This window comes from Erwinia sp. INIA01, from assembly GCF_025947915.1.
Lineage (GTDB): Bacteria > Pseudomonadota > Gammaproteobacteria > Enterobacterales > Enterobacteriaceae > Erwinia > Erwinia coffeiphila.
This window is the reverse complement of sequence record NZ_JAPDNC010000001.1, coordinates 17,818-43,257: the sequence shown is the minus strand read 5'-3', so window position 1 is coordinate 43,257 and position 25,440 is coordinate 17,818. Positions and strand designations below refer to the sequence as shown.

The 25,440-nt window shown below is 55.9% G+C and carries 23 protein-coding genes; 10 read left to right on the top strand and 13 right to left on the bottom strand.

Features of this window, described 5'->3' with window-relative positions; all coding sequences use genetic code 11:
* Positions 1 to 133 precede the first annotated feature (133 nt).
* Positions 134 to 1,021, bottom strand: coding sequence for a LysR family transcriptional regulator (locus OMR58_RS00185; protein WP_264545037.1), 888 nt, complete (start codon positions 1,019 to 1,021; stop codon positions 134 to 136).
* 169 nt (positions 1,022 to 1,190) lie between these two features.
* Here OMR58_RS00185 and OMR58_RS00180 point away from each other — a divergent pair, with 169 nt between their 5' ends.
* Both OMR58_RS00180 and OMR58_RS00175 read left to right on the top strand, forming a co-directional pair.
* Positions 1,191 to 2,408 carry an alpha/beta fold hydrolase gene (locus tag OMR58_RS00180; RefSeq protein WP_264545036.1) on the top strand — a complete coding sequence of 406 codons (1,218 nt, stop codon included), beginning with the start codon at positions 1,191 to 1,193 and terminating at the stop codon, positions 2,406 to 2,408.
* A gap of 256 nt (positions 2,409 to 2,664) precedes the next feature.
* Entirely contained in the window at positions 2,665 to 3,768 is a 1,104-nt protein-coding gene (locus tag OMR58_RS00175) for a glycosyltransferase family 9 protein (protein ID WP_264545035.1), read from the top strand.
* Here the strand turns inward: OMR58_RS00175 and OMR58_RS00170 are convergent.
* Positions 3,683 to 4,639 (bottom strand): LysR family transcriptional regulator, encoded by a 957-nt coding sequence (locus tag OMR58_RS00170; protein WP_200558990.1) that lies wholly within the window; start codon positions 4,637 to 4,639, stop codon positions 3,683 to 3,685. The two genes, OMR58_RS00175 and OMR58_RS00170, sit on opposite strands and share 86 nt — an antisense overlap.
* Positions 4,640 to 4,801: 162 nt before the next feature.
* Here OMR58_RS00170 and OMR58_RS00165 point away from each other — a divergent pair, with 162 nt between their 5' ends.
* Positions 4,802 to 5,788, top strand: a complete 987-nt coding sequence (locus OMR58_RS00165) for an aldo/keto reductase (protein ID WP_264545034.1) — start codon at positions 4,802 to 4,804, stop codon at positions 5,786 to 5,788.
* 62 nt (positions 5,789 to 5,850) lie between these two features.
* On the opposite strand, the gene OMR58_RS00160 is transcribed toward OMR58_RS00165, so the two are convergent.
* The 5 genes from OMR58_RS00160 to ptsJ all read right to left on the bottom strand — a co-directional run bounded on the left by OMR58_RS00160 (position 5,851) and on the right by ptsJ (position 11,219).
* Positions 5,851 to 6,663, bottom strand: coding sequence for a Cof-type HAD-IIB family hydrolase (locus OMR58_RS00160; protein WP_264545033.1), 813 nt, complete (start codon positions 6,661 to 6,663; stop codon positions 5,851 to 5,853).
* 70 nt (positions 6,664 to 6,733) lie between these two features.
* On the bottom strand, positions 6,734 to 7,888 hold the full coding sequence (locus OMR58_RS00155; protein ID WP_200559345.1) for an MFS transporter: 1,155 nt from the start codon (positions 7,886 to 7,888) through the stop codon (positions 6,734 to 6,736).
* Positions 7,889 to 8,009: 121 nt separating this feature from the next.
* Positions 8,010 to 9,008 carry an ROK family protein gene (locus tag OMR58_RS00150; protein WP_105591706.1) on the bottom strand — a complete coding sequence of 333 codons (999 nt, stop codon included), beginning with the start codon at positions 9,006 to 9,008 and terminating at the stop codon, positions 8,010 to 8,012.
* Positions 9,009 to 9,128: 120 nt separating this feature from the next.
* Positions 9,129 to 9,854, bottom strand: a complete 726-nt coding sequence (locus OMR58_RS00145) for a type 1 glutamine amidotransferase (RefSeq protein ID WP_200559343.1) — start codon at positions 9,852 to 9,854, stop codon at positions 9,129 to 9,131.
* A 36-nt stretch (positions 9,855 to 9,890) separates the two neighbouring features.
* On the bottom strand, positions 9,891 to 11,219 hold the full coding sequence (gene ptsJ, locus OMR58_RS00140) for a MocR-like B6 salvage transcription factor PtsJ (RefSeq protein ID WP_200559329.1): 1,329 nt from the start codon (positions 11,217 to 11,219) through the stop codon (positions 9,891 to 9,893).
* Positions 11,220 to 11,288: 69 nt separating this feature from the next.
* Between ptsJ and OMR58_RS00135 the strand changes: the two genes are divergently transcribed.
* Entirely contained in the window at positions 11,289 to 12,098 is an 810-nt protein-coding gene (locus OMR58_RS00135; RefSeq protein ID WP_264545032.1) for a YggS family pyridoxal phosphate-dependent enzyme, read from the top strand.
* Between the two features lie 4 nt (positions 12,099 to 12,102).
* On the top strand, positions 12,103 to 12,987 hold the full coding sequence (locus OMR58_RS00130) for a PfkB family carbohydrate kinase (RefSeq protein ID WP_200559327.1): 885 nt from the start codon (positions 12,103 to 12,105) through the stop codon (positions 12,985 to 12,987).
* A gap of 49 nt (positions 12,988 to 13,036) precedes the next feature.
* Here the strand turns inward: OMR58_RS00130 and OMR58_RS00125 are convergent, their stop codons facing one another.
* Entirely contained in the window at positions 13,037 to 13,933 is an 897-nt protein-coding gene (locus tag OMR58_RS00125) for a LysR family transcriptional regulator (protein ID WP_200559325.1), read from the bottom strand.
* Positions 13,934 to 14,048: 115 nt separating this feature from the next.
* Between OMR58_RS00125 and OMR58_RS00120 the strand changes: the two genes are divergently transcribed.
* On the top strand, positions 14,049 to 15,236 hold the full coding sequence (locus OMR58_RS00120) for a serine hydrolase domain-containing protein (RefSeq protein WP_200559323.1): 1,188 nt from the start codon (positions 14,049 to 14,051) through the stop codon (positions 15,234 to 15,236).
* Complete coding sequence (locus OMR58_RS00115) at positions 15,233 to 16,411, top strand: MFS transporter (protein ID WP_200559321.1); 1,179 nt, start codon at positions 15,233 to 15,235, stop codon at positions 16,409 to 16,411. Before OMR58_RS00120 ends, OMR58_RS00115 begins: the two co-directional genes overlap by 4 nt.
* An 8-nt stretch (positions 16,412 to 16,419) precedes the next feature.
* Here OMR58_RS00115 and OMR58_RS00110 read toward each other — a convergent pair whose 3' ends face one another.
* Both OMR58_RS00110 and OMR58_RS00105 read right to left on the bottom strand, forming a co-directional pair.
* Positions 16,420 to 17,526 (bottom strand): tyrosine-type recombinase/integrase, encoded by a 1,107-nt coding sequence (locus OMR58_RS00110; RefSeq protein WP_200559295.1) that lies wholly within the window; start codon positions 17,524 to 17,526, stop codon positions 16,420 to 16,422.
* Positions 17,527 to 17,745: 219 nt separating this feature from the next.
* Complete coding sequence (locus tag OMR58_RS00105; RefSeq protein WP_444861287.1) at positions 17,746 to 18,309, bottom strand: helix-turn-helix domain-containing protein; 564 nt, start codon at positions 18,307 to 18,309, stop codon at positions 17,746 to 17,748.
* A 140-nt stretch (positions 18,310 to 18,449) separates the two neighbouring features.
* Between OMR58_RS00105 and OMR58_RS00100 the strand changes: the two genes are divergently transcribed.
* Positions 18,450 to 19,388: a DMT family transporter gene (locus tag OMR58_RS00100; protein WP_200559291.1), complete on the top strand. Its 939-nt coding sequence runs from the start codon at positions 18,450 to 18,452 to the stop codon at positions 19,386 to 19,388.
* On the opposite strand, the gene OMR58_RS00095 is transcribed toward OMR58_RS00100, so the two are convergent.
* On the bottom strand, positions 19,320 to 20,480 hold the full coding sequence (locus OMR58_RS00095) for an MFS transporter (protein WP_264545030.1): 1,161 nt from the start codon (positions 20,478 to 20,480) through the stop codon (positions 19,320 to 19,322). The genes OMR58_RS00100 and OMR58_RS00095 overlap by 69 nt on opposite strands.
* An 879-nt stretch (positions 20,481 to 21,359) precedes the next feature.
* Between OMR58_RS00095 and OMR58_RS00090 the strand changes: the two genes are divergently transcribed.
* A complete protein-coding gene (locus OMR58_RS00090; protein ID WP_105591695.1) occupies positions 21,360 to 21,764 on the top strand; it encodes an H-NS family histone-like protein in 405 nt (134 codons plus the stop codon).
* Between the two features lie 546 nt (positions 21,765 to 22,310).
* Here OMR58_RS00090 and OMR58_RS00085 read toward each other — a convergent pair.
* Both OMR58_RS00085 and OMR58_RS00080 read right to left on the bottom strand, forming a co-directional pair.
* The gene (locus OMR58_RS00085) at positions 22,311 to 23,666 is read right to left on the bottom strand and encodes a pyridoxal phosphate-dependent decarboxylase family protein (protein WP_264545029.1); all 1,356 of its coding nucleotides are present in this window, start codon (positions 23,664 to 23,666) and stop codon (positions 22,311 to 22,313) included.
* Entirely contained in the window at positions 23,659 to 24,864 is a 1,206-nt protein-coding gene (locus tag OMR58_RS00080) for an MFS transporter (protein ID WP_264545028.1), read from the bottom strand. The genes OMR58_RS00085 and OMR58_RS00080 overlap by 8 nt, the downstream gene beginning before the upstream one ends.
* A 93-nt stretch (positions 24,865 to 24,957) precedes the next feature.
* Between OMR58_RS00080 and OMR58_RS00075 the strand changes: the two genes are divergently transcribed.
* The gene (locus OMR58_RS00075; RefSeq protein WP_200559269.1) at positions 24,958 to 25,404 is read left to right on the top strand and encodes a winged helix-turn-helix transcriptional regulator; all 447 of its coding nucleotides are present in this window, start codon (positions 24,958 to 24,960) and stop codon (positions 25,402 to 25,404) included.
* The last annotated feature ends 36 nt before the right edge of the window (positions 25,405 to 25,440 follow it).

Sequence of the window (25,440 nt, the reverse complement as noted above, 5' to 3'; positions counted from 1 at the left end):
TGCCGACCGGATACTTTTCAAGTCGTTCCGTAGCCAGCGATGAGCTTCCCGACTGCGGGTTTCGTAATAAACTGGATATAACACTAGCAGGATCGTTCACGATCCTCAAAATGCAGGGTCAGTGCCGGTATCTTTAACGGGTGGATAACCGCAAACCCGCCTCGGCTACAATCTCCACCAGAAAATCCGCCACTGCTCTGGCCCGTGCCGATGCGGTCAGCTCGGCATGCGTCACCAGCCACAGATCTTCACTAAAGACGCGATCGGCAGGGATCGCTATTCTCAGTTCGCTCTCCTGCGCGGCAATAAAACCAGGCAATACGGCCAGGCCCAGGCCCACTTTTACCGCAGCCAGCTGTGCCACCAGACTGGTTGTCACCATTACGGAAGGCGCATTCGGGTAATTTTCAGCTAACCATCTCGCCGAGGGAAGATGCCCGTAGGCAGGCTCCCAGGTGATAACCCCCCTTCCCTGTAGCGGAAGATCGTCAGGGGCCGGATGCCTTTCGAGGTACGTTTTCGAACCGTACACCGCCGAATCAATGCGGCCCACTTTACGAATTTTCAGCGACTGCTGTTCCGGCCGCACCAGGCGGAGTGCGATATCAGCATCGTGCCGGGACATCGAGACGGTATTTATCCCGGTTATCACTTCCAGCACGATATCGGGATATCTTGCATTGAATCGCGGCAGCGCAGGAATAATCAAATGGCTGGCCAGCGTCATTGCCGTTGCCAGCCTGACCTTTCCCGCCGGGCGCATATCCGTGCCGGAAATATGACTCTCCAGCGCCAGGATTTTTCCTTCCACTTCTTCGGCATAGTGCAGCACGTCCTGCCCGGCATCCGTTAAGAAGTAGCCGGTCTGATGATGAACAAACAGACGGGTTTTCAGGCTGCCTTCCAGCGCATTAATTCTTCTTGCTACGGTTGACTGACTGACCCTTAGCGCGGCCGCCGTTTTCGTTAAACTTTGCGTACGCGCGACGGTAAGAAAGAAGCGTAAATCGTTCCAGTCCACAGTAAATTCCCCGTTACCGTTTTCTATTATTGGAAAATGATTGTCCTGTTTTGTCTGTTTTTTCCCAAATCCGCCATAACTATACTGCCTGAAATGATACGTAACCTAATGATTTAAAGATAAAGAGGGTTTTTATATGGCACAGGAAGATAACCTAAGCACATCAAATTTGACTGCCACTGAAGTTGTCAAACGCTATTTCGCCGCATTTGCCAGAGGCAATATCGCGGACGCTATCGCCCTGCTGGATGAGAACGTTGTCTGGCATATCGACGGCGATCCGAGCGTTTCTACCACCGGTCTGCTGTGCGGGCAGAAAGAGGTCAAAAACTGGCTGGAGCGCTTTCCTGAAAACTTCAAGCCAAAGGTCTTTGCCATCAACGAACTTATTGAACACAACGGCAGCGTGCTGGCTATCGGTCGCTTTCGACATACGGTGTTAAGCAGCGGTAATACCATCGGTAGCGATATGATTATTCATTTCACCGTCGAAAATTCGAAAATTACCCGGTATCAGATATATGAAGATTCAGCACTGCTACAGCGTGCTTTTGATGCCAATGACAGCTGGCACAATCAGCAGGTCAGAATTAACGGCACTCTCTATCGCTACCTCGACTGCGGTGAAGGCCCTACCCTGCTGTTTGCTCACGGGCTGCTGGTTGATCGCGATGTCTTTGCGGCACAGGTCCGCGTACTCAGTCAGACCCATCGCTGCATTGTGCTGGATATGCCTGGCCACGGGCAGAGCGGCTACCGCCCCGATGGCTGGACGCTGGATGATATCAGCAGCGACCTGGCGTTAATGATCCGTGAGCTGTCGTTAGGCAAAGTGACGTTTGTGGGACAGAGCCAGGGCGGGATGGTGGGAATACGACTGGCAGCGCGGGAGCCGGAGTGCGTATCGGGACTGGTTTTGATCGGCACCAGCGCCAGGGCTGAGTTCCCGGAACGGCTCGATAGCTGGAAAGCGCAGCGTGAGGTGATACGCAACGGCAGCGATGAGTCGCGTGAATCGCTGTTCAGGGATATTCAGCACCGGCTTAACGGAGAGCGCTGGCTTGCAGATCGTCCGGATGAGGCCCTGCGTGAACGCGCCGTGATGCTGAGCCATAACCGAACCGGACTGGCACTTGCGCTCGATGCCGCCGTATTCACCCGAGGCGATATCCGATCGCTGCTGCCGATGATTACCGTGCCCACACTGATTATCAGCGGTGAAAGCGATCGGGCTACACCACCTGAGTTAAGCCATGAGATGGCGCAAGCGATACCCGACTCAACGCTGCAACTGTTACCCGAAACGGGGCACCATCCCACGCTTGAGTCAGCTGAAGCGGTGACCGACGCTATTGCCGCATTTTTATCTCTGCACCCGAAGGATTGATCCTAACGGCCAGTCGCGGTACACCATGTACCGCGACCTCTGAGTATGAATAACGCAAAATAAGTATTTAAAAATACGTTAATCATAAAAAATCCATATTATCGTTATTTTAATCAGTGCAGAATGAATAAAACATGATTAATTACGTCTCAACATCATTCTTTACATGATTGCCATCCTGCATCCTATACTTACCGACATACCGCTGCTAAAATTCGCCCATTTTTAATAACTAACGAAAAGTGAGGCCTGAAGCATGTCCTGGAAATATCTATTAAGGCGCATTGCATTCAGTCCCTATGACTATAAAGCCACTCATATTAATCCGGAAAAAGTCAGTCTGGCCGTTATTCATATTCCAGATCAAATCGGAGATGCGATGTCAATTTTTCCGGTGATACGTTCGCTGGAAAGGCAAAAAGTCGACCATCTTATTATTGTAGCATCCACGCTGAATAAAACGGTCTTTGACGATCTGATTTTAGCTTCGACCAGGCTCACCGTGATTGAGATGACCTTTCAGGATAACGCAGGCCTGGCGGAAGTGAAGGCGGTAGCGCTGGAGATACGTAAAGCGTTTGGCACACCCGATCTCTGCGTTGAAGCGATGCGGAAAAACAATTTTAAAACAATGTGTTTCATAAAAAACCTGAAGGCTAAAACTAACTTTCAGGTGGTGGGATTATCCCTGAAATGCTTTTCGCCAGCATGCAAAATCCCGTCCAGAATGGATCAGATTTTTCGCGCACCGGTGCCGTTAACATGGTCAATTATGATGCGCGAAGCCGGATTTCCTCTGGTGCGGCCCCAATTCGAATTTCCTCTGGGTGAGGATGTGCAAAATGAAGTGCGGGAAGACCTCGATTATGCGGGAAAATATGTTGCACTCAATTTTGAAGGCAGCGTTGATGAACGGACTTTTTCAGCGGCAATGATTAAAAAAATAATAATATTAATCAGGCAGCAGCTAAAAATTCCGGTGGTAATTGTCCACAGTCCTAAAGGAATGAATACCGCCATTGAATTAGAACAGATGTGCGATCATGTTTATCGCCTGAACCTGGCACCATCCATAAAACGCTCCGCTGCGGTGATTAAAGACGCGTTTATCGTCATCACGCCGGACACGTCGATATTACATATTGCCAGCGCGTTTAATATACCGACCCTTGCCATTTACGCCAATTATAAAACGCGCTGGCCGGCCATGCAGGATATCGCGGAAACGATCGTCGTTGGAAATCACATTAACGATCTCAATCTCGATGAGTTCTCTATGGCCTTACGGAGCCTGCTGACGCGCCTTGGCCTGCCTCATGAAGATCGGGAAGTGCCTGCAGGCCATGCTGTGAACGAATGATATTGATAAATTCTCGCAGGGCCGGATGAACGTATCGCCTGCTGCTGTAGTAAATATGAAAAGGCTCGCCATAAGATGAGTGTGCGGGCATGACATTCACCAGCGCACCCGCAGCAAGCTCGTCACTCACGCGCGATTCCAGCACATAGGCCAGACCTGTACCGGCTTTGGCTGCCGAAATTGTGGTTTCCGTATCCTTGATGGTGATATGGCCCGGAACATTGATACTGATGCCGCCTTCAGGTGAATCAAATTCCCAGCGATAACGCGCGTTATTCCCCAGTAATAGCTGGATGCAGCGGTGTTTTACCAGATCTGCCGGTGATGCGGGCACGCCGTATTGCTCAACGTACTGCGGAGAACCAACCACGATCCAGCGCTGCGCACCGGTAAGCGGCACGGCGACCATATCCTCCGGCACCAGATGACCGTAGCGCATACCGGCATCAAAGCCTTCGGCGGTGATATCGACCGGCCTGTCCTCCACCACAATGCTGAGCCTGACCTGCGGGAAGCGTTCGGAGAATATCGGTAAGGCAGGAGCAACCAGCAGCCTGGCCGCATCGGCAAAAACGTTAACGCGCAGGGCACCGAAACTGTTACGGCCGGGCGCATCCAGTGTTTCAATCGCGGCAGAAATGGTGTCAAATCCCTCACCCAGTTTTTCAGCGAGCTGCTGACCTAACGCCGTTGATGATACCGCCCGGCTGGTGCGGTTAAGCAGGCGGGCATCCAGGCGCGCTTCCAGCCGCCGTATTGCATGGCTGACCGCCGAAGAGGTCAAACCCAGCTCAATCGCCGCCAGCTTAAAGCTGCGGCAGCGCAGCACGGTCAGAAAAACCTGAAGGTCTGCGAAATCAATGCGCTCCATAGTAATAATGAACTCTATTAACTGCTTGAATGAATCCTATTCATCTTTTACCACGAGAGATCCCGGCGGGTAAACGCTAAGCTCCTTCACACACCCAATTTTGTACCCGGCTTGCCGAGTTGCAGCCGCCCTTTTCAGTCAATAACGGTAAGGAATAACAAGATGAAACACAGAACGCTGGGAAAAACCGGCCAGAAGGTGTCGGAAATTGGTTTTGGTGCCTGGGCGATTGGCGGAACCTGGGGTGAAGTCAGCGTTGAAGACGCGGAAGAAGCGCTGAATGCCGCACTGGATGCCGGGATCGACTTTATTGATACCGCCGATGTTTACGGCGACGGGCGTTCGGAAAAAATCATCGCCAGCGTGCTGAGCCAGCGCGGCGGCGAACGCCCGTTTATCGCCACCAAGCTCGGCCGCCGGCTTTCTCCGCATCAGGCTTCCGGCTATACCGAAAAAAACCTCAACGAGTTTGTTGACCGCTCACGGGTTAATCTGCAAATGGATACGCTGGATCTGGTGCAGCTGCACTGCCCGCCGACGGAAATTTACTACACGCCGGAAGTTTTTGCCGTGATGGATGAGATGATTGCCGCCGGGAAAATACGCAGCTATGGCGTATCGGTTGAAAAAGTCGAAGAGGGTCTGAAGGCGCTGGAATACCCAAACGTTGCCTCTATTCAGCTGATTTATAACATCTTCCGGCAGCGCCCTGCCGAACTGCTGCTGCGGGAAGCGAAGCGACGTGACGTCGGCATCATCGCCCGCGTGCCGCTGGCTTCCGGTTTGTTGACTGGTAAAATGAACGCCGCCACCGCGTTTGCCGCCGACGATCACCGGGCATTTAACCGCAATGGTGAAGCCTTCGATAAAGGGGAAACGTTCTCCGGCGTGCCTTATGAGGTGGCGCTGGATGCCGTAGAGGACATCCGCCGTTTCATTACCGGTGACGTGACGATGGCGATGTTTGCCCTGCGCTGGATACTGATGAATGAAGATGTCACCGTGGTGATCCCAGGCTCGAAAAACAGAGCACAGTCACAGGCTAACGCCCAGGCGAGCGGCGTTGACGCGCTGTCCGAGGAAACCATGACCGCGCTGAAACAGCTCTACCAGGAGAAAATCGCGCCGTGGGTGCATCAGCGCTGGTAGCATGAGGTTATCGAATCTCAGATTGGTGAAACGGGAGCATTGCGGCTCCCGTATTTTCACCGTCAGGCGCTAAACGGCACATGCCCCTGTAGCATGACATCAATAACCGCTAAAACGCCCTCTTCATCGTTAGCCGGTGCCGCATAGCGCGCAGCCGCTTTTGCCGCCGGTGAACCGTTCGCCATGGCAAAGCTAAATCCGGCATGTCTCAGCATTTCCAGATCGTTGCCGCCGTCGCCAAAGGCCAGCACTTCGTTATCCGCAACGCCGTAAATTTGCTGGATACGGCGGATACCGTTCGCTTTATGATTGCCGGGGATAATCAGGTCAACGGAGCCGTGGCCGCTGGAGACCGGCGTGACGATATCCCCCACCTCTTCAGCAATCCGCGCCATCAGCGCACTGACGTCATCCTCAACGTAGCTGAGCGCGAATTTAAACACGGTGTCGTCAATCTGGTCATAGCTGTCGATTTTCTCCAGCATATGATAGTAAACCCGCATCTCATTGAAGAACGCCTCGCCGGCGCTGGCCAGCATCCAGGCCCATTTCCGGCCGCAGACCAGGAAGTTCACGTCCTCAATGCGGCTTATCACTTCGATCACGCGTTTAACCTCGGCCTCCGGCAGGCTTCCGCAATAGATCTCCCGCTGCTTATCAACAATATAGGCACCGTTTTCCGCCACGTAGGCCAGCTCGGCATCAATATCGGGAAAGAAGCTTTTCAGCTGGTAGTACTGATTGCCGCTGGCAACCACGAATTTGATATCTCGCTCTTTAAGCTGCTGGTACTGTTCTGCAAAGCGCTGACGCGCATAATCCCCCTGACTGTTAAGGAAAGTTCCATCCATATCCACGGCCACAAGCTTAATCATTTTATCTCCCTGCAATTTAAAAAAAGCCGGTACGAAAGACCCGGCCGGCACGTTGCCACTCAGGTAATCGTTAATATTTCAGTTTCAGGGCGCCCAGCACGATAATCAGGAAGCTGAGTGCCACCAGCGAAAACGCCACATAAAGATTGGAAAGATGCGCCACCCAGCCAATCAGCGCCGGTCCGCCCAGCACGCCGAAGTAACCCAGTGTGGCCACCATCGCTACCGAACGGTTAACCGGCATCACTTTTTCCTGACCCGCCAGGGTAATCAGTACCGGGACAATATTCGCCGCACCAATGCCGACCAGCGCGAAGCCAAACAGCGACATCGCCCAGCCGTCAGTCAACACCGTCAGCAGATAGCCAACGATACCCAGCACACCGCCGATTATCAGCACCCGCTTGCGGCCCAGCGCGGTGACGACCACATCGCCGGTCAAACGCATCAGAGACATAGCGATAGCAAACGCTGCAAAGCCCCACCCGGCGTGTTCAACCGCCATGCCGCGCTCCTGGGTGATAAAAATACCGCTCCAGTCGAGGATGGCACCTTCGGCCATAAAGCAAATCATCGCCATAACCGCCATCAATACCAGGCGGAAATTAGGCCGCGCTTTACCGCCTTCAGACTGCTCCTCCTCCCCACCGGTCGGCAGCAGTGACGACAGGAAGCCCAGCGTCACCAGTACCACCAGCGCCACGGTGCAGAGCGCGGCCCCCAGCGGCGAGAAGCCGGACCCCAGCAGCAGCGCCCCACCGCCCGCCCCGGCAATTCCGCCAACGCTCCACAGGCAGTGGAAGCCTGACATCAACGGCTTATTTGCCGCCTGCTCAACCAGCGTACCCTGAACGTTCATCGCCACATCGGTCAGGCCGACGCCCATGCCGAAAATCAACAGGCTCAGCGCCAGCAGACGGATATCGCTGAATACCGCCAGTAAAGGCAGCGTCAGGCAATACAGCAGCACCCCGGCGACGATCACCGCGCGGCAACCCAGCCGCCCGATAATCCGCCCGGAAGCCAGCATCGCAATCAGCGAACCGCCCCCGAGGCACAGCAGCAGCAACCCCAGATCCCCGGCTTCGGCCCCCGTACGCAGCTGCGCATAGGGAACCAGCGCCGCCCACAGACCCATTGCCATCCCGGTGACAAGAAATATTGCCCGCGTGGAGGCCCGACGTGCGGAGCTGTCCACCCCCACCATCGTGTTTTGCATCGACATAATCAAAGGTTCCTTCGCTTGTGATTATACTTATTAAAAGTCTTTTAATAACTCGGTATTATTACGATGGCGAAAAAAATGTCAATCGGGGAACGGGAAATTATCGGAAAGAAATGCGGCGTTACTCCGCGTACAAACGATGGTAGTTGTACTGTTGCAGGGTGCGATCGGCAATGCCCTGCAGATAGTCCTGGCGAATGGAGTCACGGTAAATCAGTTCAGGCAGATGTTTTTCCGGAACGTACCGCAGACAGATTTCTCTCATCTCCGGCAGATGGTCAGCGCGAATATTATCCCCCGCCACCGCGACGGTACGCGGGTTAATCAGCGCCGTCAGCGAAACCAGGGTTTTGGCCATGCCTTCCACCAGCGGCGGTTCGCCTTCGACGTTAAACGGCAGATGCAGCACCTCACCGGCAAAATTACTGACGCCGGTCAGCACTTTGCCATCAATCACCATGCCGCAGCCGGGGTAGTGAACATCGGGTTTATAGAGATAGGCTACCGGTGCACTGACGCCCGCACAGCTGCTGCGGTAAAAGCCCCATACCGTGTAGTTCAGATCGTTGCCCGCCTGGGTAAAGCAGCCGGTTTGCCGCGCGGTGCGCGCTGCAATCGGCAACCCGCTAAACAGCGAGATATCACAGTATCCCACCACATCGTCCACCACCACGCCGGGCAGCCCGATGCCAATGACCCGCACGCCGGGATACTTCGCCAGCAGAGAGGCAATCAGGGTGTCGAAGGTTTCCACCATCAGCGGCAGAAACGGCATCTCTCCCTGATCCAGCAGATTGCCGGTGGCCGAACTGACCGCCCACACCAGTTCAGCACGGGCATCGCTTCCCGCCGCGTACAGGCTCAGGACGGAGAAAAAATCCGGATTGCAGGCATAACGTTGTGCCGGGCGACCACCGCGCGATGCTTCAAACTCCAGCGCCAGCACCTCTCCGGTAAGGGTCAGCTCATTGAGTACCGCCCCGCAGGTAGCGCTGCTCAATCCGGTTTGCTGCGCCAGCTCGCCCTTGGTTGCCGTGCCAAGGGATTTCAGCATGCCGATCACCAGCGCGATATTGCTCTTTTTCATTTCACGGGTGGTGCGGCTGAGCGGCGTATTCATTTTTTCTCTTCGGCTGTAGCGGGTAACGGCAGTAATTTAACACAGATGGCCGCGTTCCGGGCTGCGCTTCGCCCGGGGCGGGAGAATCTGCCCGGTATTTATCCAAACCGGGCGGGTGTATCAGGCTTTCACTGTTGTATAACGCTCGGCCAGCTTATCGAGGAAGGTGTACAGCACCTGGTTCATCGCCCGGTAGTCATGGGCGCGCAGCTCATCCGGTGTATTCACAAAACGAAATTCAGCCGCGCGGCTGAGATCGTTTTCAGAGTGGGCAATGAGCAATTCAACCACTTCGGGCGTCAGTTCCATATGGCACTGGAAGCCGAAGACGCGATCGGAATAGGCCACAATCTGTCGCGGGCACCCTTCGCTGTAGGCGATGATGCGCGCATCGGGCGTCAGGCCCGGCATATCGTTATGCCAGTGCCCGACTTCCAGCGTCTGGCCGAAATGTGAAAACAGCGTATCCTCCGCTGCGGCATCGGTCAGGAAGATAGGGAACTTGCCGATCTCTTTTTCCGGGCTGTGGGCAAACGGCGCACTCAGCGCTTCGCCAATCAGCTGCGAACCGAGACAGATACCGATAACCGCTTTGCCCGCTTTGATAGCCGACGCAATCAGCACCTGTTCACCTTTGGAATCAAAGTGCGGGCACGCTTCGGGTGTGGTTGCCGGGTCCTGCGGGCCGCCCATCACGATCAGAAAATCAATATCGGTGACGGCCTTCGGTAGCGGATCGCCGGCGTAGACCCGGGAAAAGGTCACATCATGGCCACGCTCTCTGGCCCAGGTTTCATAAGCGCCCGGGGCTTCAAAACTTTCATGTACGATGAAATGTACGCGCATTGCAGGTAACTCCGTTGATCGTTATACAGGCCCGTTTCAGGCCAGCTGAGGGATAAAAGTCTGGCGCGATGCAGAGAGGATCGCTGCCAGAGACTGCGCAATCTGTTCGGTTTCCGCCGGGTTAAGATCGGAGACGGTAATCCGCAGACCGCTACTGCTACCGCCGAGCGCAAAGGAATCCCCGCCCCTGACCAGCCATCCACGCTGAGCCAGCTGCATGACAATGGCCGATGTGTCACCAACAAGCGGAACCCAGATATTCAGTCCGTCATGCTGTGACGAAATAGTGACACCGTAACGTTTTAATGCCGTCACTAATCCTTCCCGCTGCTGCTGATAGCGCTGGCGCGCTTGCTCAATCGTCTGGCGGAACTGTGGCGACGTTATGGATGCGCCGGCCAGGTCCTGAAGAATATGACTGACCCAGTTGGTGCCGGTATTAAGCCGCTGCCGCAGGCGGGCGGAGGTCTCTCCATCGCTGGCGACGAAAGCCAGCCGAAAATCAGGCCCGAGAAATTTCGACGTCGAGCGGATCAGCACCCAGTTTTGCGTATTAAGCGGAATAACATGATGATAATCCTGCGTGGAAAGCAGAGAAAAATGGTCGTCCACGATCACCAGCACCTGCGGATAGCTTTCCAGCAGGGTACGGATCTGTGCGGCTCTGCCAGAACTCAAGCCGTAACCGGTAGGATTGTGTGCGCGCGGGGTAATAATGACCGCCTTCACGCCGGTTTCCAGCTGGCTAGCCAGCGCTTCAGGCTGCATTCCCTCAGTATCGACCGGCACCGGGCAAACCTGCAGGCGGTTATGTTTCAGCGTGCTGATACTGCTGAGAAAGCAGGGATCTTCCACCGCCACCCTATCGCCGGCAATCAGCCAGGTTGCCAGCACGCGCTCTACCGCATCGACCGCACCGCTGGTCAGATTCAGTTCGAAGTGGGTTGATAAGTCAGCCTGTAACCATTCACGCCCTGCCTCTTCCAGTTCAGGGCGAATAGTGGCTTCACCGTAAAGGCTTGGCGAACTGCGGATAAAGGTCACGAAGTCGTGAAGTTTTGGCAGAACGTCGGGGGAAGGATTACCGCTGGCAAGATCCTTTAAAGTCAGGCCGGCGGTGCTCCCCTCCAGCTCAACGTCAGATACGGCGTCGCGAATAATGGTGCCGTTACGCCCCTGCGAGAGCGCAAAACCCGCATCAGTTAGCCGTTTATAAGCCAGTGCAACCGTATTGCGATTGACCCCCAGCTCATTTGCCAGCTCCCGGACGGAAGGAAGCAGCATTCCCGGTGTCAGCTCGCGGGCATGTACCAGAGATCGAATGCTGTCGAAAATTTCACCTGCTGTTTTACCGTTTATCTTCATTGAACTGTGACAAAATTAAGTTTAGCCTAGGACAATGTTAATTCACTGCCGATGAGTTGTCTATCCGTTATGAAAACACACCAGAGTTCCCCTTTCGATCCGGCTGTCGCGAAGCACACGCAGCCGCGTCATGAGATGCATAACCGCTGGCCGCAGGCGGAAAGCGTTGAGGATTTCCGCCATAACCTGGCTGCGGTTCAGGCACGGATCGACAGCGCCTGCCTGCGCGCCGGGCGCGATCCTTCCGAAGTGCGGCTGCTGCCGGTCAGTAAAACCATGGATGAAGCCCACATTCGCCTGGCGCATCAGGCAGGCTGCACCCTGCTGGGCGAGAATAAAGTTCAGGAGGCATGGGGAAAATCGCAGGCGATGGCCGACTTAACCGATCTCAGATGGTCGGTTATCGGTCATCTGCAAACCAATAAAGCGAAGCTGGTTGCCCGCTTTGCCAGTGAATTTCAGGCGCTGGACAGTCTGCATACCGCAGAGGCACTTGACCGCCGCCTGCAGGCGGAAGGCCGGGCACTGGATGTATTTATACAAGTGAATACCTCAAATGAACCGAGCAAATACGGACTGCATCCCGATGCTGCTGGCGAATTTATGCAGAAAATTCAGGGACTGGATACCCTGCGCGTGCGCGGCCTGATGACGCTCGCCGAATTCAGTTCCAACGCCGCACGCGTGCGGGCCTGTTTTGTCCGGCTGCGAACGCTGCGGGATCGCCTCGGTGATGCACAGCAGCTGGCGCTGTCGATGGGCATGTCGGGAGATTTCGAAATCGCGATAGAAGAAGGTGCGACCGTCGTGCGGGTCGGACAGGCGATTTTCGGCGCGCGGTCACTGCCTGACGATCACTTCTGGCCAACGGAGAAATAATCTTATGATACCTGGCATCACCCCGGCCCAGCTGAAAAAGCGCCGCCCGGAAAAAAACGCGGATATTATCTCGATCCAGTCGCAGGTCATTTACGGCACCGTCGGCAACAGCATTGCCAAGCCTGTGCTGGAAAGCCACGGCTGGCAGGTTCTGGCCGTACCCACTTTTTTACTCAGCAATACCCCCGACTATCCCAGCTGCTTCGGCGGTGAGATTTCATCAGACTGGTTCCATGGTTTCCTTCAGGGGCTACACGATCGCGGGCAGGATGCGCAGCTGCGCGCCATTATTACCGGCTACCTGGGCAGCACCGGCAAAGCCGGGGAAGTCAGCCGCTGGCTGCCTGATACGCTGCGGACAAATCCGGATGCGATGGTGATTATCGATCCGGTTATGGGTGACGACGACTGCGGCTACTACGTCGATCCGGCGCTGCTGGAGTGGTATCGCGACAGTCTGGCACCGATGGCAACGGGCCTGACACCCAACCGTTTTGAGCTGGCCTGCCTGAGTGGCAAAACGCTGGAAAACGACGATGATGTAATCTCTGCGGCCCGAACGCTGCTAAACCAGCAAACTCAGTGGATTATCGTCACCAGTGCCGCCCGCGGCGAAACGGGGAAAACACTGCGTGTTATCTGCGTGACCGCAGAGGCCGTGCATATCATCGAGCATGAGGCCTACGACGGTGCGCCTAAAGGCACCGGCGATATGTTTACCGCGCAGCTGACCGCCCTGCTGCTGAAGGGGTTAACGCTGTTCGACGCGGCAGAACTCGCCTGCCAGATGACCCGCCGTAGCGTACTGGATTCGCTGAATGATGGGACAGGACTGCTGAATCCACGGCCGGATATGTCGATCGGCCCGGCGGGGAATGAGACTGACTGAAGCGGCTAATCAGCGACATCCTGACCGACAGGCGATAGCCACCGTGCGTTTAAAGACTTTCCGCTTTGCCGTTAGCAAACACCCTGTCGCTCAGGAAATCGACCAGCGCACGTATCTTCGGCGATGCGTGCTTGCTGGCGGGCCAGAGGATATGGAACACCCCTCTGCGCTTATCAATATCGTCCAACAGGGTCACCAGCTGCCCTTCCGCAATCAGATTGTTAATCGCAAATTCCGGCAGAAAAGCAATACCTAACCCCTTGAGAGCAAAGCACACCCGGGTTTCGATATTATTGCATACCATGGAAATTGGCAGATTCAGCTCCACTTCACTGCCAAGCTCCCATTTTTCCAGCTTTCCGCTGTACGGGAAACGGTAGTGCATGCAGCGGTGACGCAGCAGATCGCCGGGATTTTCCGGCGTGCCGTAACGGGCAAGATAGCCGGGAGAGGCAACGATTTTCATGGTGAAATTACCCAGCTTTCTGGCCGACAAACGGGAATCCATCGGCTGCCCGGTGCGGATCACCGCATCAAACCCTTCCTCAATCACCTCCACCATTCTGTCACTGAAATCCAGATCCAGCTCGATATCCGGGTAGCGCGCCATAAAATCGCCCAGCACCGGCAGCAGCAGCGGGCTGACCTGCGGCAGGCTGATGCGCAGGCGTCCCGCCGGTTTTCCCGCAACCTGCGACAACTCAAGCTGTGCGGCCTCCATCTCACCGATAATGCGCCGACTTCGCTCCAGAAACAGCGATCCTTCAGCCGTCAGCGTCATGCTGCGTGTGCTGCGATGAAACAGCCGGACGCCCAGCTTTTCCTCCAGCCGGGCAACGCTTTTGCTGACCGCCGAAGCAGAAAGCCCCAGCTGGCGACCCGCCGTCACGAAACTGCGGCTTTCCGCCACCTGCACAAACACCGTCACACCGCTGAAGCTGTCCATTTTCACCTGCCGATTAACGAAATTTATTCACGGGTTTACTGAACTATACCCCACTTTTTCTTTAATACGTCACTGATTAAGGTAGTCGGACATTCACTGATTTAAGGAATTCCAGATGAGCAACAGCCTTATTCCGCCGGTTACGGCATCGCTTTCAGATCGCGTCGGCGCGGTCATTCAACAGGCCCTGGACCAGCAGAGACTGGTGGGCGCGGTTGTGCTGATTGCCCGACATGGCCGCATTATTTACCGCCAGGCCGCCGGACTGGCCGACCGGGAAAACAACCGCGCCATGACCCCGGAAACGCTATTCCGCCTGGCCTCAGTCAGTAAGCCGATTGTCTCTGCCGCCGCGCTGGTGCTGGTTGCGCGTGGCCAGCTCGATCTGGACAGCCCGGTCAGCCGCTGGCTGCCGGAGTTTACCCCAACGCTGGCCGACGGCGGCCCGGCAACCATCACCGCCCGCCAGTTGCTGAGCCACACCGCCGGTCTGGGCTATCGCTTTTTCGAGCGCGATGAACAGGGCCCCTATGCGACGGCGGGCGTTTCCGACGGCATGGATTCTTCTGATATATCGCTGGATGAAAACCTGCGGCGCATTGCCCGCGTGCCGTTGCAGTTTGCACCCGGCAGCAGCTGGGCGTACTCACTGGCGACCGATGTTCTGGGCGCGCTGGTCGCACGCGTCCACGGAACCACGCTGAATACGGCAGTTAGCGAGCTGATTACCGAACCGCTGGCGATGCGCGACACGGATTTTTACAGTACGGAACCACAGCGCGTCGCGTGCGCCTACGTCAATGATCGGCCCCAACCGCATCGGCTGCAGGAAGGTGAAATCGTTCCGCCGTTCCCCGACGTGGTTGGCATTAATTACAGCCCGGCACGCATTTTCAATGCCGATGCTTTCCCTTCGGCGGGTGCGGGAATGGTCGGAACGGCAGATGATTTTCTACGCCTGCTGGAAGCGCTGCGCGACGGAGAAACGCTGCTGCCGCGTACGCTGGTTGATGAAATGTCCCGCGACTGGACGCACGGCCTGGAGCTTGAAGGCTCACCGGGCATCGGTTTTGGCCTCGGTTTCTCGGTGCTGCGTGATCCCGACCTTGCCGCCTCGCCGGAGTCACCGGGTACCTGGCGCTGGGGGGGAGCCTACGGCCATTCGTGGTTCGTCGATCCGCAGCAGGACCTGAGCGTGATTGCCTTTACCAATACGCTGGGCGAAGGGATGTCCGGGCAGTTCGTTAACGATCTGCGCGATGCGGTTTACGGTGTTTCCGCTACCGGCCGGGAGGCAGCATGAGCAGCGAGATCACCGCGTATATCGAACGCGATCGGTTGCCGGTTTCCGCCCTGCTCGCCCTGGCACTAGCCGGGTTCATCACCATTCTGACCGAGGCGTTACCGGCCGGACTGTTGCCTGAGATCGGCAACAGCCTGTCCGTTTCCACCGCCAGCGCAGGCCAGCTGGTGACGCTGTATGCGCTGGGATCTCTGCTGGCGGCGATTCCGCTGACGGTCGCTACCCAAAGTCTGCGCCGCAGGCCGCTACTGCTGACGGCGGTGTCCGGTTTTATTGTCGCCAATACGGTAACGGCGCTGTCCGGCGATTACCTGTTGACGCTGGCCGCACGGTTTCTGGCCGGTGTTTCCGCCGGATTACTGTGGGCGCTGATTGCGGGTTATGCCGCCAGAATGGTCAAGCCGTCGCTGAAAGGACGCGCGATCTCACTGGCGATGGTCGGCACTCCGCTGGCGCTGTCTGTCGGTATTCCACTGGGCACGTTTATCAGTGGAATTATCGGCTGGCGCAGCTGCTTTATGGCGATTTCCGCACTCAGCCTGCTGCTGATACTGTGGATCGCGGTCAGCGTGCCCGATTTTGCGGCCCAGCCCGCCGCAAAAAGACTGCCGCTGTCCGGCGTACTTCGCCTGCCCGGCGTACGATCGGTGCTGACGGCCACGCTGGTTTTTGTGCTGGCGCATAACATTCTCTATACCTATATCGCCCCATTTTTACAGGGGGTTCGCATGGCAGATCGCATCAGCACCGTGCTGCTGGTGTTCGGCGTTGCTTCCCTGCTGGGGATCTGGCTGGTTGGCATTACCATCGACCGCTGGCTGCGGGCGGGCGCGCTGCTGTCAACACTGCTGTTCGCGCTGGCGATGGTGCTTTTACAGTGGGGAGGCGGCAGCCCGGCGGTGATATATTCGGCGGTCGTGCTGTGGGGGCTGGCATTTGGCGGCGCGGCTTCGCTGTTCCAGACGGCGCTGGCGAAAACCGCCGATGACTCGGCCGACGTAGCGCAGTCGATGCTGGTCACCGCATGGAATATCGCGATTGCCGGAGGCGGCGCGGCGGGCGCGGCGATTTTGACCGTGTTCGGACCGGGTCTGTTTGCCCCCACGTTACTGACCCTGCTGGGACTCACCTGGGGGACGATCTGGCGGGCAAAACGCCACGGATTCAGGGTGTAACGAGTGGATTAAGGCTCCATAAACAGCAGCGCGCGCTCGCTGAGATGCAGCTTTTCACCCTGATAGCGGTGAGTCAGCGCATGATAAGACGGCGCGGCAATAATGGTTTTGATGCTGTCGGACAGCGCATTTAACGCCTGCTGCATCTGTGGCAGGTAGTTATGCGTATCGTAAACGCGGTCGATCCCTTCAAGCGCGTGGTTCATGATCTTACGCGCCACATCGTTTGGCGTATCCAGCGCCGCCAGCCGGGATCGCGCGGTACGGCGCAGGTCGCGGGTGGTAAACGGCTCCAGACCCAGCCCGCGATCGGCACGGATCATTCGTCGCAGCGCCTGAGTGATAGCTCCCTTCGACAAAGGACGTGACACTGTCACTGGTGACGGCACCAGCCAGGGGGAATCCTCCGGGCTGGCCCGCAATAGCGCATCGATGCAGGTGCGCATCATTGGGGTGATCGGCAGAATATGCTCGCGCTGCGACTTATTTCGATCGCCCTGCCGCCAGATGCCGGACTCCAGATTAAACTCCTGCTTGCGCGCCTGCACCACTTCATCCGGCCTTCGCGCCGACAGCAGGCACAGCCTCAGCGCCCAGCGACACTGCTCGGAAAGCTCCCACTCATCAAGCCCGTGCCAGAACACCCACACTTCCGCATCGCTTAATGTACGGGTTCCCGGCGGTGTGCTTCTTCCGGCAATATCGCGCTTTTTCATTGCACTTAGCGGCGAATGGTCGAGATATCCCTGAATTTCCGCCCAGCTGAGAAACTGCTTACAAAGAGAGAAAACGCGCCGCGCTTCCTCTTTTTTACCGTCGGCAATCAGGATATTAAACAGCCGGTTGAGCTGCAGGCGGGTCACCCCGCTCAGAGATCGATGGCCAATAACCGGCAGTACGTGCTTCAGCAAAGACGAAACGGCGATTTCCGGACGACGACGGGTTTGCAGCAGCGAAAGGCGAACCCACAGTTTCATCACCTGCTGCACGCTGCCCTCATCTTCGCCGGACTCCAGCTGGATCAGCGAGGCGTTTTGTACCTCGTTCAGCCAGATCAAAACGTGGCGGCCAACGTGAGGCGAATGCAAAAGCGGTGTTTTCTGTTTTTCAGCCATACGCGGTTCCGGCGATATTTCCCAACGCCGACCGGCTTTTCCGGCAACGATCGGCGATAACGGTGTTTATTTCACCCGGCATCTTCTTTTCAACAGTGGGATAGGCCGGTGATTTCAAAGCATATTTTACCTCGTTGCACGATATGACTCCAGACTTAATAGGTCTGGAGTCACAAAAATAACGCAGAACGAAATCTGATGAAGATGACGGATCAATCCTCAGGCCAGTTCAATCAGCATTACGGCAGTGGTATTGGCTTCCAGGGCGTCAAAAATATGGGGGCAGTCGGCAGAATAGCTGATGTAATCGCCCGCGCTGAGTTCAACCCACTGCTCCGCAGGCCCGATCCGTGCGCGGCCGCTGCAAAGGATCACATGTTCCAGCGTCCCCGGCTGATGCGGTTCCGACAGGCGCGGCTCGCCGGGCTGCACGCTGAGGCGATAGATATCGCGCTGCGCCCCGACCGGGCATGCGGCCAGCAGCGTTGCAACATAGTTCGCCTGACCGGAAACCAGCGGCGTGCCTTCTCTGGCGCGAATCACCTGCACCTGCTGACGCGGCTGGGCGATCAGCCGGCTGACGGGAACATCCAGCGCCATCGCCAGTGACCACAGCGTTTCCAGGCCTGGATTTCCCAGGCCGCTTTCCAGCTGCGAAAGCGTGGACTTTGCAATTCCCGCCCGCTTCGCCAGTTCGGTAACGGTGATACCAGCTTTTTCTCTTTCCCGCCGCAGCGCCTGTGCCAGCAGAGCAATCGGGGAATGGTTAAGGTTTGAAATCACATCTGCCACAGTTATGTTTCCTATATCGGTCTTTTGTTCATCTTGACGAACAGACACACTATGTTCATCATAATAGTCATCTGTTCATTTTATCGTATTCATTCCGTTTGCACAGCATGCGGAGAAAAAAAGGAAAACAAATGACGTCGGCACGCGGAACAATTGAGATGACCCTGGCAATGGCCATTGCCGGAACAACCGGATGGATGGTGATACTTTCCGGGCAGGATGCGATCGCCGCCGTTTTCTGGCGCTGTCTGTTTGGCGCGGCGGCGATGCTGATCGTCTGCGTCGTGGGTGGGCAACTTCGACGCGGTGCAATGACCTTACCTCAGTTTTTTCTGGCGCTGGCCGGAGGCGTGGCGTTGGTTATGAACTGGGTTCTGCTGTTCGCCGCCTATTCGGATGCGTCGATCGGCATTGCGACCGTGACCTATCACACTCAGCCGTTTATGCTGACCGCACTCAGCGCCCTGCTGTTTGCAGAAAAAATTACTCTGACCAAAGCCGGTTGGCTACTGCTGGCTTTTGTCGGTCTGCTGATGATCGTTGCCGGTGGTGAAAACAGTCAGGGCGTCGGCGATCATTATCTGCGCGGAATACTTTTGGCTCTGGGTGCTGCATTTTGTTACGCCGGAGTGGCAATCACCGCACGCTATCTGAAACAGGTCGTGCCTCAACTGCTGGTTCTGATCCAGCTGACGCTCGGCGCACTACTGCTGCTACCGTTAGCCCGCTTGAACGTTAGCGAATATCAAATGAACACATGGCTGGTTCTGATCGCGCTGGGTGCAGTCCATACCGGACTGATGTCGACACTGCTCTATTCAGCCATCGGCAAGCTGCCCGGAAATCTGGTGGCTGCGCTCTCATTCTTATACCCGGTCATCGCCGTCATCGTTGACTGGGCGGTGTTCGGTCACCGGCTCGGCCTTTGGCAATTTTTCGGCGGGCTGGCGATCCTGCTGGCCGCGGCGGCCAGCCATTTCAACTGGACGCCGGAAAAAATCTCACTGATGGCGAATGCGGCTAAAACCAAACGCCAGCGAGGTCAGAGCCAGCAAAACCGTCAGCACTAAAACGATCGCAGCCAGCGCCGCCGAAGGTGGACGACCCGTCATCGCCATCCCGGCGATCGAAGGTAACAGTCCCCCTGCCAGATAACCGACGGTCTGCACCCATCCCGACAGTCTGACCGCCGAGGCGGCATCCGGACTGATCGCAACCGGAAGATGCAGCGCCAGCGGAAAACAAAGTCCGATGGCGATCCCCATCAGCAACACGGGAACGACAACCGCCACTCCGACGGCGTAAAGTGCCGCCGCCATCATCGTTGCGATAGCGGCAGCCAGCATAGTGAAATATTCCCGACCGGAAAAAAGACGAACGAACAGCGGATAAAAAAGACTGACTAGCGTTGAAAACACAATCAGCAGCGTGGTCAGCGAATCGGCGGTAGATGCACTGTACCCATCATACCGCAGCCACGTGGGTAGCCAGGCGATCAGGGTGTAATTAAGCCCTGCCTGTAAAGCAAAAAATAATGACAGCCCGGCGGCGAGCCAGAACATGGATTGCCCTTTGTTGGCGGCATGCTGCTGTTCGCGTTGCACAGGAAGTGAAAATAAACTCCAGCAGATCAGGGCCAGCAGCGTCGGCAATGCCCAGAAAGCCAACCCGCCACCCGGGTGCCCGCTGATATCCGCTAACGACGCCGTGCTCAACGTTGCCGCCCCCGCTCCGGCACCCATTGATGCGGCATACACACTCACGGCCAGTCGGCCACGATCGGCGCAGCGTAGTTTGATAAAACCGGAAATCATCGGCCGGATCAGCGCATCACCCACGCCTACCAGCACCGCGGTCAACAACAGTAAGCCAAACCAGCTATCGAACCAGCGTAGTAGTTCACCGAAAAATACCAGCACCAGTCCGATCATCAGCGTTTGTTTCAGACCGACTCTTTTTTCCAGCAGAAACGCCAGCGGAGAAATAACCCCCATGCAGACCACCGGGATACTGGTTAGCAAGCCAATCCCCGTGGCACCGACGTCATAAAACTGCCGTTGCAGCGTTTCGGCTAGTGGGGCAATAGAGGATATCCCGGGGCGTAAACAAAACCCGGCAAGGATTAAGAGAAATAAAACGGGAAATTTCAAAGAGATTTTCATTAACGTTAACCCGGGCACTGCATGTTGAGATGGAATGCAGAACAACACACAGCGCCGCTTAAGATAAAAAGTGGAGTCTGTGCGTTGAATGACGTTAACGCGTACGAATGTATCGACAATGAAAGTAGCATAACCCCGGCCTGGTGAAAAGCCCTGTTCACCGGGGGCGAAGCGGACACCATTAACCGCATGCTTTACAGTATGTTGTAACTATAATCGCCACTGATAATAATCCCGTCGTATCAAAATTGATATCAGGATCTATTAGGCAAAAAGGACCACGCAGGGGTGAGTCTGCTGTCAATACTGTTGTCCTGTTTATCGATAATAACGAAACCGTATCGGTAACTGTTTAATCTGCAATTGCGGTACGTCCGGATAAATCGCCTGGTCAGGAACAGCATTTTATTAAAATGCACAAAAGTGTGGAAGACATCAGATTTCTTCTCAGAACTTTGGTTGATAAATGGATTTTTTACAAATTTTGTTAAATCTCGGGTGACAGGGTAACGCGAATAGTTTATTAATGCGGTCGTTAATGTGATGACGGCAACGGCAGAGCGCAAGCAATCTGAGGCATAGTGGATTATAAATTCCCACCTGTTTATCCAGCGTTGATTATGATATCCGCCTGCCTGCGGGGTAAAGTTTCATCAGATAATGATGAGTCACCAAAGAAAGTGTTAAGATTTATCCCATATGTTGTAAATATAGTCCTTTTGCCATTCACTACATTAGTGACTAAACTTGCACTGAAGAAACATTTAAAGAAACATTTTTTTTGATTTAGTGTTTTTTCGTGATTCATTTGTCTGTACACTTGTCTTCGAAACATTAGTTGACTAAATTTAAACCAACCCAAAGGTTACGGATTCCGTTATGAGTGAAACGCTGAAAGTATTAAATAACATTCGCACCCTTCGTGCCCAGGCTCGTGAAGTCTCTTTAGCTGAACTGGAAGAGATGCTGGAAAAACTTGAAGCGGTTGTGAACGAACGACGTGAATCAGAAGCCGCTATCGCTTCTGAGATTAAAGAAAAAGAAGAGAAGCTGGCTAAATACCGTCAGATGCTGCTGGAAGACGGGATTGATTTAAGCGAGCTGACCGCCGCTGATACTACCGCTGGCAAAACCCGTACCAAGCGCGCACCTCGTCCGGCTAAGTATGAATATACTGATGAAAACGGCGAAACTAAATCCTGGACCGGCCAGGGCCGCACCCCGGCTGTGATCAAGCAGGCGCTGGATGCGGGTAAATCACTGGATGATTTCCTGATCAAGTAATGATAAAGGGTCACTCAAAAGAGTGACCCTTTACTTTTCCTCTTCGGCAATCGCTGACTTTTTAATCTCTTTTTATTTAAAGCCCACCGCAAAACACCGACCTTTTTTTTCCTGCCCAACGCGTTAACGATGGTACTTTGATCGTCCTGGATAATCCCGAACACAGAAAAATCTGTATGTGCAGGTTGAATTTGATCCATACCCACAATATAACACCTGGCTTTTCACAGCCGATTCGGTTTAGCGCAACCTGACGAAAGCAATAGCCTAATATTAGCGACATTCTGAGTGTCTGACCGACATAAAGCCGCTGCCGGGATAACCTTATTCATTACTAACATGAGTAGTAACGTCACTTTACCCGGGTCAACCCGTCGCATCTGATGCCCGTTCAGACAAAAATACCGCCGTTAAAATTCTTATCGCCCTCATCGCGGTAAAACCGGCCAGTGTTAATATTCGCACCGGCGCTGCGCATTGATTGCTCCTGTTTTGAAAATATGCGACACCAGACAGGCGAAAACCCAGGCGGTGAAGTTAGCTTCGTTATTCCACAGCGTCAGACCGTTTTATGCGATCGAGCAGCAGTAACAGATGGTCAATATTGGCGTCTTCCGTTCGCCAAGAGGAAATGCTGATACGTAAAGCGGGTTGCCCCTGCCATTGCGTCGCAGCAAACCAGGTTTCTCCAGACGCCTGAACCGCATCGCGAATACGCAACGTCTGCTGTTGATCATCAGCACGGAACAGGACCTGATTCAGCACCACCCGATTTAAAACCTGATAGCCCGAGCCTGACAAACCTTCAGCAACTCGCTTTGCCAGCAGACAGTGACGTTCAACCATTTCCGCTACCCCCGTCCTCCCCAGCGAACGCAGTGCAGCCCAGACCGGAATGCCGCGCGGGCGTCGAGAGAACTCCAGCGTCAGATTTTTCTGCGCGTCCTCTGCCGCTGCGGAATAAACCGCATCGCCGCGCAGGGTGGCCGAAAGAGCCGACGCATGGCGGCAAATCGCCATTGCACAGTCATAGGGAGTGTTCAGCCATTTGTGCGCGTCGGTAGTCCAGCTGTCGGCCAGCTCGATGCCCGAAGTCAGCTCGTTGAGCGATGAAGCTCTGGCCCACAGACCGAATGCACCGTCAACGTGTACCCAACTTCCGGCCGCCTTTGCCAGCGGAATAAGCTGTGCAAAATCATCAAACTCACCGCTGTTAACCTCTCCAGCCTGCAGGCACAGAATGGTGCGGTCATTCAACTCCGGCAGTCGCTCGATATCCACTTGTCCCCGTTCATTCACCGGCGCGATTAACAGATGGCGCAATCCAAAACCGAGCACCCGCAGCGCCTTAATCACCGTGATATGCGCCAGCGCCGACACCACCACGCGGATCTCCGGCGCACCGATCAACCCGTCCTGGTCAAAGTCCCAGCCCTGTTGCTTCAGCAGCTCGCGCCGGGCGGTCGCCAGGCAGCTCAGGGTACAGGCCGTGGCGCTGGTGCCAAATCCCACCGCGCTTTCGCGGGGTAAGTCGAGGATTTCCAGCAGCCAGTGCGCGGCCTGCCGCTCCAGCGTGGCGGACACCGGCGAATTATCCCAGCCGGAAGCGCACTGATCCCAGGCTATCATCAGCCGTTCAGCAGCGCTGGCCACCGGCAGAGCCGCGCCAATAACAAAGCCATAATAGTCCGCCCCATTAGAGGCGGTAGTTGCGGGCGAGCCAACGTCATCAAGCATTGCCAGCGTGTGTTCTGGCGGATAACCGTCCAGTGGCAAAGGTTCATCAAAGCGTTTCAGTCCGGCAATCGCTTCAGCATCGGGAAAGACCCGGCGCGCAGGCAGCGAACGGGTATACTCCAGCGCGCGCCGATCAGCCGCCGCCAGCAGTGCAAATTCATCCATTTTTCACCTCGTGTGATTGTGTCGATAAGCCAAAAATCATTGCCAGCAGGCTGATTGCTGCCCCGGCGAGGCACACCGCCGACCAGCCACCGTACGCGAACGCCTGCGTTGAAATCAGCGCCCCCATGCCGCTGCCTGCGGAGTAAAACAGCATATAGGCAGCGATCAGCTGCGAACCTGCCGCGTTCATGCCGCTAAGCAGCAGGCTCTGGCTGGTCACGTGCAGCGCCTGCCCGCCAGCATCCAGCAGAAAAATGCCGATAATCAACAGTAGCAGTGAACTCCCCCCCAGCCACAGCGGCAGCCAGCTAAGCAGCAGTATCAGCAGTGAAAACCGGGTGTTGCTGCGAGCCAGCCCGCGGTCGGCTCGCCTGCCCGCCCGGCTGGCAATCAGCGCACTGGCTGCCCCCACCAGCCCCAGCGCGCCGGTCTGCGCGTGGCTGAAATTCCAGGGGGGTGGCGTTAACAGCAGTACCAGCGCACTCCAGAAAATCGCGAAGCTGGCAAACATCAGCAGCGCCATCACCCCGCGTATCTGCAGCTGTTTATGGTGATGCAGCAGATGCCAGAGCGCAGCGAGCGGTGCGCGTCCGCCGTCTGTCTTCTGCTGCGGGAGAGCGGGCAGCCGCCGCCAGAGCACGGCCGCCAATAGCGCCATCATCAGTGCAGAAGCAAAATAGACGCTGCGCCAGCCCGCAATATCACTGACCACTCCGGCAAACACCCGTGCCAGCAGCAGCCCGATCACCACTCCGGCAGAAACGGCACCCACCGTCTGGCCACGCGAATGCTCCGGTGCCGCTGCCGCAGCAAAGGCGATCATCCCCTGAGTCATTGCGGTACCGGTCAGTCCGGTCAGCAGCATCGCCAGCAGCAGCATCGTGGCGGAGGAGGAAACCGCCACCAGCAGCAGTGAAGCGATCAGCGCCAGAAGCTGGCCGCGCATCAGCCAACGGCGGTTGAGCCTGTCGCCCAGCGGCACCACGAACAGCAGCGCCAACAGGCAGCCCAGTTGTGTGGCGAAAATTATCGCGCCCAGCGAGGCGGAACGCAGCCCGTAGGTGATACCGAGGGTATCCAGCAGCGGCTGGGCATAATAAACGTTGGCGACGCTGAGCCCGGTAGTCGCCGTAAACAGAGTGACCTGCCAGACGGACAAACTCTGTGGCGATCCGCAGGCCGGAATAATGTGACTCACTGCTGCCTCCTGATTAGTTTCAAATTAAAACCAATTGCAGCCTGCGTGAAGTGGTTTTAAAATGCAACTGAATAATTTTCAGGAGTTGAAACGATGGCGGCAACTGTTTCGTTCAGCCAGTCACCCTGCCCGGTGGCGCGGAGCGTGGATCTGATCGGCGATCGCTGGATGCTGATGATCCTGCGCGACGCCTTTGACGGCAGTCGACGATTCAGCGAGTTTCAGCGCGGCCTCGGCGTGGCGCGCAATATTCTGGCGGACCGCCTGAAAAAACTGGTGGAAGCCGATCTGTTCAAGGTGCAGCCCGCCTCGGACGGCACCGCGTGGCAGGAATATGTGCTGACCGAGCGCGGCCTGGCCACGTTTCCGCTGATCGTAGCGCTGCGGCAGTTTGGCGAGAATCAGCTGTTCGGTGCCGGTGAGGCGCACTCCGAACTGCTGGAGGCCGCCAGCGGGAAAACGCTTTCCCCCTTGCGGATACTTAACCACCAGGGTGACGAGATCACCCCGGAAATGACCCGGGTGCAGAAGCTCGGCTGAGCCTTATGCAAAAAACGCAAATAGCTAGATGAATTC